This is a genomic window from Bacillus sp. FSL M7-1345, from assembly GCF_038006985.1.
GTDB classification, from domain to species: Bacteria; Bacillota; Bacilli; order Bacillales; family Bacillaceae_G; genus Bacillus_A; species Bacillus_A cereus_U.
This window is the reverse complement of the sequence record NZ_JBBOWG010000001.1, coordinates 247,501-259,890: the sequence shown is the minus strand read 5'-3', so window position 1 is coordinate 259,890 and position 12,390 is coordinate 247,501. Positions and strand designations below refer to the sequence as shown.

Genomic DNA, 12,390 nt, shown 5'->3' with positions numbered 1-12,390 from the left:
CTTTATAAATATAAGACACACTGCCTTCATAGTCAGGTTGTTTACGGTAACCCGGTAGAGACTCTCAAACCATATCATTGAGGATATATGAAGGATCGTTTTATATTATCTCCCTAGATTCTAACAATGAAGTATCAGTATGGTCAAGAGAGAAAGCGACAAAATTCTACAGAAATTAATTTCCTGCTCTCAAAAACACAAAAAAACATCCACTTCTATATAGAAGTGGATGTTTTTCGGGAGAACGGAATTACATCATTCCGCCCATACCGCCCATGCCCATGCCGCCCATGTCAGGCATTGCTGGTGCATTTGGTTCTGGCTTGTCAGCAACTACAGCTTCAGTTGTTAAGAACATAGCTGCAACAGATGCTGCGTTTTGAAGTGCAGAACGAGTTACTTTAGCTGGATCTACGATACCAGACTCAAGCATGTTAACCCATTCGCCAGTAGCTGCGTTGAAACCAACGCCTACTTTTTCGCCTTTTAGACGCTCTACAACTACAGATCCTTCTAGACCAGCGTTGATTGCGATTTGACGAACTGGCTCTTCTAGTGCACGAAGTACGATGTTGATACCTGTTGCTTCGTCGCCTTCAGCTACGATAGAAGCTACTTTTGTGTATACGTTCATAAGTGAAGTACCACCACCTGCAACGATACCTTCTTCTACTGCTGCACGAGTTGAGTTAAGTGCATCTTCAATGCGAAGTTTGCGCTCTTTTAACTCAGTTTCAGTTGCTGCACCTACTTTAATTACTGCTACGCCGCCCGCAAGTTTCGCAAGACGCTCTTGTAATTTTTCACGATCGAATTCAGAAGTTGTTTCTTCTAATTGCGCACGGATTTGACCGATGCGAGCTTCGATTTGTTCTGTGTTTCCAATACCTTCAACTACAGTTGTGTTTTCTTTCGTTACAACAATTTTACCAGCGCGTCCTAAAGATGCAACTGTAGCAGATTTTAAGTCACGTCCTAATTCTTCAGTGATTACTTCGCCACCAGTTAAGATTGCGATATCTTCTAGCATTGCTTTACGACGGTCACCAAATCCAGGAGCTTTAACAGCTACTACATTGAATGTACCACGAAGTTTGTTCACTACTAATGTAGCTAACGCTTCGCCTTCTACATCTTCAGCAATGATAAGAAGTGGTTTACCTTGTTGTACCACTTGCTCTAATACTGGTAAGATTTCTTGGATGTTAGAAATCTTTTTATCAGTAATTAAAATGTATGGGTTATCAAGAACTGCTTCCATTTTATCAGAATCAGTAATCATGTAAGGAGATGCATATCCACGATCAAATTGCATACCTTCTACTACGTCTAATTCTGTTGTGAATCCTTTAGATTCTTCTAAAGTAATAACGCCGTCGTTACCAACGCGCTCCATTGCTTCAGCGATTAATTGACCTACTTCTTCGTCAGCCGAAGAAATAGCAGCTACTTGTGCGATAGAAGATTTACCTTCGATTGGTTTAGAAATCGCTTTTAATTCTTCAATTGCAGCAGTAACAGCTTTTTCGATACCTTTACGAAGACCCATTGGGTTTGCACCAGCTGTTACGTTTTTAAGACCTTCACGAATCATAGCTTGCGCTAATACAGTTGCAGTTGTCGTTCCGTCACCAGCTACATCGTTTGTTTTGCTAGCAACTTCTGCCACTAATTTCGCACCCATGTTTTCGAATGCATCTTCTAATTCGATTTCTTTTGCGATTGTTACACCGTCATTTGTAATAAGTGGTGAACCGAATTTTTTCTCAAGTACAACGTTACGACCTTTTGGTCCAAGCGTTACTTTTACTGCGTTTGCAAGAGTGTCGACACCGCGAAGCATCGAACGACGTGCTTCTTCACTAAATTTAATATCTTTTGCCATAATAATTGACCCCCTTGGATTTTTAAAATGTATATAATTAACCGATAATTGCTAAAATGTCACTTTCACGTAAAATCAAGTAGTCTGTACCTTCGTATTTCACTTCAGTACCTGCATATTTTGAGAAGATGATAAGATCACCTGCTGCTACCTCTAAAGCAACACGCTCACCATTTTCAAGCACTCGGCCTGTACCTACTGCAATAACTTTACCCTCTTGTGGTTTTTCTTTTGCAGTTTCTGGTAATACAATACCACTTGCTGTTTTTTCTTCTGCTTGAACAAGTTCAATTACAACGCGATCACCTAATGGCTTTAGCATGAACAATAACCTCCTCATTTTGTTATGTAAATTTTATTTATTAGCACTCAAGTCACACGAGTGCTAACACACTTCTAATAATAAATAATCTCAATTTCTTTTGCAAGTAAAAAAATCATAATTTTTTCGCAAATTACCTTATGCACTTTCCTAGATATCATTACTTCTTCTACTGCCTTTACTATATGAATCGTTGTTCCCACTTCTTGTATGTTACAATATGAAAGACACCCTAAGTTGTTTTCGCTAAACGTACAACTTTTTCCTGTCTCCTATTTTATTTTCAAATACTTATTTACAAAAAAAATATAATTCAAATGAAAGTTTATATCGTAGGTAGCATATTTACATGTTATCCTACCTTATCTCATACACTAGCGTTAGAAAGGATGGTTAAACCATTTGAAAAAACAATATTGGTGGATTATCGTTACATACATTTTAATGCAGTTATCAGGCATTGCCGGGTTACCGCTTCTCCTGAAAACTGGACTATACGATAATAGGGGATTTACTAGAGAGGAAAAACTTCAGCTCATAACTGGTCATTGGGCTATCATTAGCTTTTTCATTGCATTATGCGTTGTACTTTGGTTACTCAGAACAGACATTCGTGACAGGCATTTAGATAAAATGCGCTCTACTGTTCCAGCTACAATTGGGTGGATTTTTATTGGTTTCTTCTTAGCGCTGTTCTCACAAAGCATTGCCGGTATGATCGAAATGCGTTTATTAGGGATTACACCGGGATCTGAAAATACAGCAAGACTTATGGACATCGCAAGAACGACACCTTGGTTCCTTATTGTCATATCTATAATAGGACCTATTTTGGAAGAAATCGTATTTAGAAAAATTTTATTCGGTACACTTTATAAGAAGTTTAACTTCTTTATTGCCGCTATCATTAGTTCACTTGTATTCGCGGCGATTCATTTTGATTTTACTCACTTATTGGTATACACTTCTATGGGGCTCGTATTCGCCTTTTTATACGTAAAAACGAAACGAATTATAGTTCCTATTGCAGCTCATGTTGCAATGAATACATTAGTTGCAGTTGCTCAAGTTGTAGTAAGTAATGAGCAAATTCAAGAAATGATTAAAGAAGCTGAAAAAATGCAAGGCTTTATCGGAGGATTTTTAGTATGAGAAACTCACCATTGTTCATGGCTGCATTGTACTTTCTTCTTGGATGTATCTTTACACGCTTCGCCATTACGAACGTAACAGATACAATCTGGAATATGTGGACAATACTATTTGCAGTTATGGCAACAATTGATTTTAATTTGGCACTTCGCCTTATCTTAGTTAAATTCACAAAGAAAAAACAATAATAAAACGCAGAGGTCATCTCCTCTGCGTTTTATTGTGGATAATTCTTCAAAAAGTAAACAAGCGTTTGTAACTCTACAGCTAAATCAATGTGATGAATTCTTATGTTCTCTGACACATTTAAGCGTGCTGGTGTGAAATTTAAAATACCATGCACGTTCGTTTCTGCCAATCTATCTGCCACAGATTGCGCTACTGTAGCGGGTACCGTTAATATTGCCACTTGTATATCAGTTGATAAACGTTCTTCTAATTCATCCAAATGATATACAGGAATTCCTCCGATTTCTGTTCCAACTTTCTCTTCACTAACATCAAACGCCATTTCAATTTTTGTATTATTGTTTTTCGTGAAATTATAATGTAAGAAAGCGGTCCCTAAATTACCTACTCCAATAAGTGCCACGCGTGTTATATCATCTTGGTCGAGTGTTTCACGGAAAAATGATAATAAATAATTTACGTTATATCCATATCCTTTTTTCCCTAACGCTCCAAAATATGAAAAATCTCTTCGAATAGTTGCGGAATCAACCTTTACCGCTTCACTCAATTCGGCTGATGAAACACGTTGCTTACCAGAAAGAGATAAGTTTTGGATAAATCGATAGTATAGAGGCAATCGTTTGGCAGTGGCCTGTGGAATTTTTTGCTGATCCATATAACCTCTCCTCTCTTCCTATCTTTATTCTTATACTTGAATCAAATACAGAAGTTTAGTACTCATGAATTTCCTTGTATAATAAAGAGAAGAAGTATTCTCTCTTTATTTTAAACTATACACTATTTTTAGTATGATTGAGAAATATAAACATGGCAAAGTTAAGAAATTATTTGAGGTGAAAACATTGATATTATTACAAGTGAATGGGCTTTCGAAATTATACGGTGCAGAAACGATTCTTGCAAACATAAAATTGGAAGTACAAACAAAAGATCGTATCGCATTAGTCGGACGAAATGGAGCCGGAAAATCTACATTATTAAAAATAATAGCTGGCGAGTTATCTCATGATGGTGGTGAAATTATAAAACCGAAAGATGTCTCAATGGGGTATTTAGCTCAAAATACCGGATTAGAAACGTCTTTAACAATTTGGGATGAAATGTTAACCGTCTTTACACATCTACAGCAGATGGAGACAAAACTTCGAAAGCTAGAGCAAGAGATGGGAAAAGAAGAAAACTTTTCAAATGCGGCTATATATGAGAAATTATTAGCTGATTATGACCAATTACAATTAGATTATAAAGATCAAGGCGGCTATCAGTACGAAGCGGATATACGCTCGATTCTAAGCGGTCTTGGCTTCCCAGTTGAAACGCATCAGACGACAATTTCCACATTAAGTGGTGGACAAAAGACTCGATTAGCTCTTGGGAAATTATTATTAACTAGACCAGACTTACTTATTTTAGACGAACCTACAAACCATTTGGACATTGAGACACTAACATGGCTTGAACAATATTTACAAGGCTATCCCGGCGCGATTTTAATCGTTTCCCATGACCGTTATTTCTTAGATAAACTCGTTACACAAGTATACGAAATTTCTAATAAGGAAAGCCGACGATTTGTTGGTAACTACAGTAAATATTTAGACTCAAAATCAGCTCTATACGAGCAAGAGATGAAGCGTTATGAAAAACAACAAGATGAGATTTCTAAACTGGAAGACTTTGTGCAAAAAAATATAGCTCGTGCATCTACGACAAAACGTGCTCAAAGTCGCCGTAAACAATTAGACAGAATGGAAGTATTAGCTAGACCATTAGGCGATTCTAAATCAGCTTCCTTCCACTTCGATATTGAAAAACAAAGTGGAAATGATGTTTTACAAGTTAAAGATGCAACTATTGGCTATTATCAGGAACCGATTATTGAACATGTAAATATGCGCTTAACTCGCGGTGACAGTGTTGCCTTAGTTGGGCCAAACGGAATTGGAAAATCTACATTATTAAAATCCATTGTGAATAAGTTACAGCTATTACATGGAAACGTTGCTTTCGGGTCAAATGTATCTGTTGGTTATTATGATCAAGAACAAGCCAACTTAACATCTTCGAAGCGAGTTTTAAATGAACTATGGGATGAATATCCCCTGCAACCTGAAAAAGAAATTCGCACTATACTAGGCAACTTTTTATTCACAGGGGATGATGTACTCAAACCAGTATCTTCTCTTAGTGGTGGACAAAAGGCTCGACTAGCTCTTGCAAAACTTATGATGCAAAAATCCAATTTATTAATTCTCGATGAACCAACAAACCATCTTGATTTAAATAGTAAAGAGATTTTGGAGAATGCTTTAATTGATTACCCAGGTACTCTTCTATTCGTCTCTCATGACCGCTACTTTATTAATCGCGTAACGACAACCGTTGTTGAGTTATCAACAGAAGGTGCACAAGAATATTTAGGTGATTACGATTATTACGTTGAAAAGAAAAATGAAATGATTGAACGTGCGGAACTAGAGCAAGAAGATGAAGTACCTGTTCAAAAAGTGGTGGCACAAGAAAAATTAAATTATCTCGAAGAAAAAGAACGTAAACAGTTAGAGCGTCAACGTACTCGAAAAATTGAAGAACTGGAACAAAATATCGTAGGCTTAGAAGAAGAAATTGCTACGTTAGAAGATCAGCTTTGCTTACCAGAAATATATGCAGATTATGAAAAGGCTAGTGAAATTACAACTAAAAAACAAACACTGCAAGAACAGCTTGAAGCTTGTATGGCAGAATGGGAAGAACTGCATATATAAGAGAATTTAAAAGAGGGGGATGTCTCATAAGTCGGTCTTTTTGACGAGATGACCTCCTTTTTATTTTCTCTTTTGGAATCAATACCATAGTAAATAAAATTATATAAACGATTCGACAAGAAATATCGATTTACCGACAAGGATTGACAATAGTAGCACCTTATATAACAAGTGGAGGATGTTTCAAAATGTTTTTTGGACATCTCCTTGTTTTTATTTCCCAAAAAAGAATTTCTACAAAGGTCAGACTTCCCCTATGTTATCCACAAGGTTATGCACATATCCACCTTTATAATATAAACTCCCAAATAACTTTTCCACATTATCCACAGTCACACAAAAAGTTATACACATTTTATGTACACAAAAAAAACCGTATTATCAACAGATAATACGGTTTTTATCCACAATCTGTGGTTAATTTTGTGTATAACTATGCTTCAATATCTAATCCTGGATTTGCATTTAAAGCTAATGTAGCGCGTTTTCCTTGTTCGTATGCAATTGTACCTGCAGCCGCAATCATCGCTGCATTATCTGTGCATAAAGATAGAGGAGGAATAATTAGCTCTATATTTTCTTTTTGTGCAAATTCTGCTGCTAAACGTGCACGAAGCCCTTTATTAGCAGCTACTCCACCAGCAAGAAGCACTTGTTTTACATTATAAGCATCTGCTGCACGAGACGCTTTCGTTACAAGTACATCTATTACACTTTCTTGGAAACTTGCTGCTAAATCTTCTGGTGCAATTTCTATACCGCGCTGTTTTGCGTTATGCACAGTGTTGATAACTGCTGATTTCAATCCACTAAAGCTGAAATCATACGAATCAGGTTCTAGCCACGCACGAGGCAAATCAATTGTTGGTTTTCCTTCATGCGCAAGGCGATCAATATGAGGACCACCTGGATAAGGCATTGATAATGTACGAGCTACTTTATCGTAAGCTTCTCCTGCCGCATCATCTCGCGTTTCACCAATCACTTCAAATGAACCATGTTCTTTCATATAAACAAGCTCCGTATGTCCACCGGATACAACAAGCGATAGTAACGGGAATTGTACTTCTTTTACTAAACGGTTCGCATAAATATGACCAGCAATATGATGAACACCAACTAGAGGGATATCATGAGCAAAAGCCACAGCTTTCGCTGCATTTACACCTATTAAAAGTGCTCCGACTAAACCTGGGCCTTCTGTTACAGCAATTGCATCAATATCCTCAAAAGTGATATTCGCTTCTTTTAAAGCTTCTTCTAACACAACTGTGATTTCTTCTACATGATGACGGGATGCAATCTCTGGTACAACTCCGCCAAAACGCTTATGACTTTCAATTTGCGATGCAACGACATTCGCAATGATTTCCGTTCCATTTTTAACAACTGCTACAGCTGTTTCATCACAGCTTGTTTCAATACCAAGTATAATTGTATTTTTTTCCATTATATATTCACCCACATTACAAGACCATCTTCCTGATTGTCTGCATAGTATCGTTTACGAATCCCACCATTTTGAAATCCGTATTTTCTGTATAACTGCTTTGCTACTTCATTTGACACGCGTACTTCAAGTGTCATTGTTTTTACTCCTAACCCTTTCGCTTCGGAAATGACTTCTTTCAATAAGGCATCCCCTAGCTTTTGACCTCTGTATTCTGGTAGGATAGCTATATTTGTTACATGTGATTCATCAATAATTATCCACAATCCACAATATCCAATTACGAGACCATCTTTTTCTAGCACGACATAATGTGCATGTTCATTCATCTCTAATTCACGGTGAAAGGCATCTGCAGTCCAAGGGGTTGAAAAAGATGCTTCTTCAATAGCTACAATTTGAGCAATATCATCGAGTGCCATCTTTCTAAATATCATATCCATCTTCTGTAGGCCCCTATTGTTTTTGACTTTCTAACCATTTTGTTTCAGCTTCAGCTAAACGAAGATAGCTAGGAACAAACGTATGCACGTCTTGTTCTTCTTTTTGTAATCCTAAAAATGCTAATTCACTTGGTCTTGGGTTATTCTTAGTGAACGGAGCAAATACAGCTTGATCACCTAAATATTCTACAATTGTTTCTTTATGCAATTTAACATCGTTACCAATAAATAAAACAGGCTGTTCTTTATCTTTTAACATTTGCAACCAGTCAACAATAAGAATAATTCGGTCTTCTTCTATTGAAGTTATACGCTCTCCTTCATATGTATATAACCCCGTGTAAATTTGACCACGTCGGCCATCAAATAAAGGACAAATTAGTCCATTAAAATTAGTACCATTTGCAGCCACCACTTCTAAACTTGATACACCTACAATTGGTATTTGAAGTGACCAAGCTAATGTTTTTGCAGCTGTCACACCTATACGAACACCTGTATATGATCCAGGTCCAGCTGCTACAACAATTTTAGTCAATTCTTTCGGTTTTACACCGCATTCTTTTAACAGTTTCTCTACAGCTGGCATAAGACGTACAGAATGGTTTTTTGTTAAATTTGTAATGATTTCCCCAATCACGTTCCCTTCCTCAATAAGGGATACACCCATTACGTAATTTGAAGTATCAATTGCTAGTACTTTCATCTTGTAATAGCTCCTCACATAATCTAATATAGCGATCTCCAATTGGCTCGAGTACAATTTTTCTTGTATCATCTCCAGCATGGAATAAACTAATTTGCAACTTCTCATTCGGTAAAAATGCTTCTATTAAATGAGCCCATTCTACTACTGTAATCCCTTCACCATAGAAATACTCATCAAATCCTAAATCTTCTTCACTTTCCGCTAAACGATACACATCCATATGATATAGCGGGAATCTTCCTTTATATTCTTTAATAATATTGAAGGTAGGACTATTTACGACTCTTTTCACTCCAAGACCTTTTGCTAGTCCTTTTGTAAAAGTCGTCTTGCCAGCTCCAAGATCACCTTCTAAAATAATTACATCTTGTGCCTTTACAAGTCCCCCTAATTTTTCTGATAATCGTTGGGTTTCTTCGGAAGATTTTGTTGTTACTTCATATTTACTCACAGACTTCACCTACTTTACTCACAATGTTCTCTGCTCTTTATTATACAGGTTTTAAATATATAAAAAAGTCCTTAGGAGTTTTCCTAAGGATAGTTTGACTGTCTTTATTAGTTTTTTTGTTAAAACAAATAAAAAAATACGAAACAACTTGTTTCGTTCTTTTCTTTATATAAAATGGCGGTCCCGACCGGGGTCGAACCGGCGATCTCCTGCGTGACAGGCAGGCATGTTAACCACTACACCACGGGACCATTTGGTTGCGGGGACAGGATTTGAACCTGCGACCTTCGGGTTATGAGCCCGACGAGCTACCGTACTGCTCCACCCCGCGATGATGTAAATAGCTTGGCGACGTCCTACTCTCACAGGGACAAGGTCCCAACTACCATCGGCGCTAGAGAGCTTAACTTCCGTGTTCGGTATGGGAACGGGTGTGACCTCTCTGCCATCATCACCAAACTATTGAAGGTATATTCCTTCAAAACTAGATAACATTTGCTTCATATTATATGGTTAAGTCCTCGATCTATTAGTATTCGTCAGCTCCACATGTCACCATGCTTCCACCTCGAACCTATCAACCTGATCATCTTTCAGGGATCTTACTAGCTTACGCTATGGGAAATCTCATCTTGAGGGGGGCTTCATGCTTAGATGCTTTCAGCACTTATCCCTTCCGCACATAGCTACCCAGCTATGCCCTTGGCAGAACAACTGGTACACCAGCGGTGCGTCCATCCCGGTCCTCTCGTACTAAGGACAGCTCCTCTCAAATTTCCTGCGCCCACGACGGATAGGGACCGAACTGTCTCACGACGTTCTGAACCCAGCTCGCGTACCGCTTTAATGGGCGAACAGCCCAACCCTTGGGACCGACTACAGCCCCAGGATGCGATGAGCCGACATCGAGGTGCCAAACCTCCCCGTCGATGTGGACTCTTGGGGGAGATAAGCCTGTTATCCCCGGGGTAGCTTTTATCCGTTGAGCGATGGCCCTTCCATGCGGAACCACCGGATCACTAAGCCCGACTTTCGTCCCTGCTCGACTTGTAGGTCTCGCAGTCAAGCTCCCTTATGCCTTTGCACTCTACGAATGATTTCCAACCATTCTGAGGGAACCTTTGGGCGCCTCCGTTACACTTTAGGAGGCGACCGCCCCAGTCAAACTGCCCACCTGACACTGTCTCCCGGGTCGATAAGACCCGTAGGTTAGAATTTCAATACAGTCAGGGCGGTATCCCACCAGCGCCTCCACCGAAGCTAGCGCTCCGGTTTCAATGGCTCCCGCCTATCCTGTACAAACTGTACCAAAATTCAATATCAGGCTACAGTAAAGCTCCACGGGGTCTTTCCGTCCTGTCGCGGGTAACCTGCATCTTCACAGGTACTATAATTTCACCGAGTCTCTGGTTGAGACAGTGCCCAAATCGTTACACCTTTCGTGCGGGTCGGAACTTACCCGACAAGGAATTTCGCTACCTTAGGACCGTTATAGTTACGGCCGCCGTTTACTGGGGCTTCAGTTCAGAGCTTCGCTTACGCTAACCCCTCTCCTTAACCTTCCAGCACCGGGCAGGTGTCAGCCCCTATACTTCGCCTTACGGCTTCGCAGAGACCTGTGTTTTTGCTAAACAGTCGCTTGGGCCTATTCACTGCGGCTTTCCGTTAAGAAAGCACCCCTTCTCCCGAAGTTACGGGGTCATTTTGCCGAGTTCCTTAACCAGAGTTCTCTCGCACACCTTAGGATTCTCTCCTCGCCTACCTGTGTCGGTTTGCGGTACAGGCACCTTTTATCTCGCTAGAAGCTTTTCTTGGCAGCGGGGAATCAAAGACTTCGCTCCATAAGGAGCTTCCCCATCACAGCTCAGCCTTCACGATAAGCGGATTTGCCTACTTATCAGCCTAACTGCTTGGACGTGCACAACCAATCGCACGCTTCTTCTATCCTTCTGCGTCCCTCCATTGCTCAAACGATAAAGAGGTGGTACAGGAATATCAACCTGTTGTCCATCGCCTACGCCTGTCGGCCTCGGCTTAGGTCCTGACTAACCCTGAGCGGACGAGCCTTCCTCAGGAAACCTTAGGCATTCGGTGGACGGGATTCTCACCCGTCTTTCGCTACTCATACCGGCATTCTCACTTCTAAGCGCTCCACCAGTCCTTCCGGTCTGACTTCACTGCACTTAGAACGCTCCCCTACCACTGATACCATTGGTATCAATTCGCAGCTTCGGTGGTGTATTTAGCCCCGGTACATTTTCGGCGCAGAGTCACTCGACTAGTGAGCTATTACGCACTCTTTAAATGGTGGCTGCTTCTGAGCCAACATCCTAGTTGTCTAAGCAACTCCACATCCTTTTCCACTTAATACACACTTTGGGACCTTAGCTGGCGATCTGGGCTGTTTCCCTCTTGACTACGGATCTTATCACTCGCAGTCTGACTCCTAAGGATAAGTCATTGGCATTCGGAGTTTGACTGAATTCGGTAATCCGATGAGGACCCCTAGTTCAATCAGTGCTCTACCTCCAAGACTCTTACACTTAAGGCTAGCCCTAAAGCTATTTCGGGGAGAACCAGCTATCTCCAGGTTCGATTGGAATTTCTCCGCTACCCACACCTCATCCCCGCACTTTTCAACGTGCGTGGGTTCGGGCCTCCATTCAGTGTTACCTGAACTTCACCCTGGACATGGGTAGATCACCTGGTTTCGGGTCTACGACCACGTACTAAACGCCCTATTCAGACTCGCTTTCGCTGCGGCTCCGCCTCTTCAGCTTAACCTTGCACGGGATCGTAACTCGCCGGTTCATTCTACAAAAGGCACGCCATCACCCATTAACGGGCTCTGACTATTTGTAGGCACACGGTTTCAGGATCTCTTTCACTCCCCTTCCGGGGTGCTTTTCACCTTTCCCTCACGGTACTGGTTCACTATCGATCACTAGGGAGTATTTAGCCTTGGGAGATGGTCCTCCCAGATTCCGACGGAATTTCACGTGTTCCGCCGTACTCAGGATA

10 protein-coding genes, 2 tRNA genes, 2 rRNA genes and 1 riboswitch (1 of these 15 only partly in view) are annotated in these 12,390 nt (G+C 40.3%); of the genes, 3 read left to right on the top strand and 11 right to left on the bottom strand.

Translation table 11 applies throughout. The annotated features are described in order from the left end of the window. Positions 1-9: 9 nt before the first annotated feature. Positions 10-111, bottom strand: a riboswitch (purine riboswitch). A 139-nt stretch (positions 112-250) separates the two neighbouring features. Then, the gene (groL, locus tag MHB76_RS01515) at positions 251-1,885 is read right to left on the bottom strand and encodes a chaperonin GroEL (protein WP_078175181.1); all 1,635 of its coding nucleotides are present in this window, start codon (positions 1,883-1,885) and stop codon (positions 251-253) included. A gap of 37 nt (positions 1,886-1,922) precedes the next feature. Further along, complete coding sequence (gene groES / locus MHB76_RS01510) at positions 1,923-2,207, bottom strand: co-chaperone GroES (protein ID WP_002009985.1); 285 nt, start codon at positions 2,205-2,207, stop codon at positions 1,923-1,925. A 402-nt stretch (positions 2,208-2,609) separates the two neighbouring features. Here groES and MHB76_RS01505 point away from each other — a divergent pair, with 402 nt between their 5' ends. Together MHB76_RS01505 and MHB76_RS01500 are read left to right on the top strand one after the other, a co-directional pair. Beyond that, the gene (locus MHB76_RS01505) at positions 2,610-3,359 is read left to right on the top strand and encodes a CPBP family intramembrane glutamic endopeptidase (RefSeq protein ID WP_002009988.1); all 750 of its coding nucleotides are present in this window, start codon (positions 2,610-2,612) and stop codon (positions 3,357-3,359) included. After that, on the top strand, positions 3,356-3,547 hold the full coding sequence (locus MHB76_RS01500) for a YdiK family protein (RefSeq protein ID WP_001246201.1): 192 nt from the start codon (positions 3,356-3,358) through the stop codon (positions 3,545-3,547). The genes MHB76_RS01505 and MHB76_RS01500 overlap by 4 nt, the downstream gene beginning before the upstream one ends. A gap of 29 nt (positions 3,548-3,576) precedes the next feature. On the opposite strand, the gene MHB76_RS01495 is transcribed toward MHB76_RS01500, so the two are convergent. Then, the gene (locus tag MHB76_RS01495; protein WP_000372704.1) at positions 3,577-4,206 is read right to left on the bottom strand and encodes a redox-sensing transcriptional repressor Rex; all 630 of its coding nucleotides are present in this window, start codon (positions 4,204-4,206) and stop codon (positions 3,577-3,579) included. Positions 4,207-4,393: 187 nt separating this feature from the next. On the opposite strand from MHB76_RS01495, the gene MHB76_RS01490 reads away from it, so the two are divergent. After that, complete coding sequence (locus MHB76_RS01490) at positions 4,394-6,316, top strand: ABC-F family ATP-binding cassette domain-containing protein (RefSeq protein ID WP_106408342.1); 1,923 nt, start codon at positions 4,394-4,396, stop codon at positions 6,314-6,316. 433 nt (positions 6,317-6,749) lie between these two features. On the opposite strand, the gene tsaD is transcribed toward MHB76_RS01490, so the two are convergent. From tsaD to MHB76_RS01450, 8 genes are all read right to left on the bottom strand, one after another. Next, positions 6,750-7,766, bottom strand: a complete 1,017-nt coding sequence (gene tsaD, locus MHB76_RS01485) for a tRNA (adenosine(37)-N6)-threonylcarbamoyltransferase complex transferase subunit TsaD (protein ID WP_002009991.1) — start codon at positions 7,764-7,766, stop codon at positions 6,750-6,752. Continuing rightward, positions 7,766-8,209: a ribosomal protein S18-alanine N-acetyltransferase gene (gene rimI / locus MHB76_RS01480; RefSeq protein ID WP_002159529.1), complete on the bottom strand. Its 444-nt coding sequence runs from the start codon at positions 8,207-8,209 to the stop codon at positions 7,766-7,768. The genes tsaD and rimI overlap by 1 nt, the downstream gene beginning before the upstream one ends. Positions 8,210-8,222: 13 nt before the next feature. Next, positions 8,223-8,915 carry a tRNA (adenosine(37)-N6)-threonylcarbamoyltransferase complex dimerization subunit type 1 TsaB gene (gene tsaB / locus MHB76_RS01475; protein ID WP_002124827.1) on the bottom strand — a complete coding sequence of 231 codons (693 nt, stop codon included), beginning with the start codon at positions 8,913-8,915 and terminating at the stop codon, positions 8,223-8,225. Continuing rightward, positions 8,896-9,369, bottom strand: a complete 474-nt coding sequence (gene tsaE, locus MHB76_RS01470) for a tRNA (adenosine(37)-N6)-threonylcarbamoyltransferase complex ATPase subunit type 1 TsaE (protein ID WP_078175180.1) — start codon at positions 9,367-9,369, stop codon at positions 8,896-8,898. The genes tsaB and tsaE overlap by 20 nt, the downstream gene beginning before the upstream one ends. Before the next feature lie 175 nt (positions 9,370-9,544). Next, positions 9,545-9,620, bottom strand: a tRNA-Asp gene (locus tag MHB76_RS01465). 3 nt (positions 9,621-9,623) lie between these two features. Next, positions 9,624-9,700, bottom strand: a tRNA-Met gene (locus MHB76_RS01460). 12 nt (positions 9,701-9,712) lie between these two features. Continuing rightward, positions 9,713-9,828: ribosomal RNA gene (rrf, locus tag MHB76_RS01455) — 5S ribosomal RNA — on the bottom strand. A gap of 50 nt (positions 9,829-9,878) precedes the next feature. Next, positions 9,879-12,390, bottom strand: a 23S ribosomal RNA gene (locus MHB76_RS01450) (it continues 410 nt past the right edge of the window).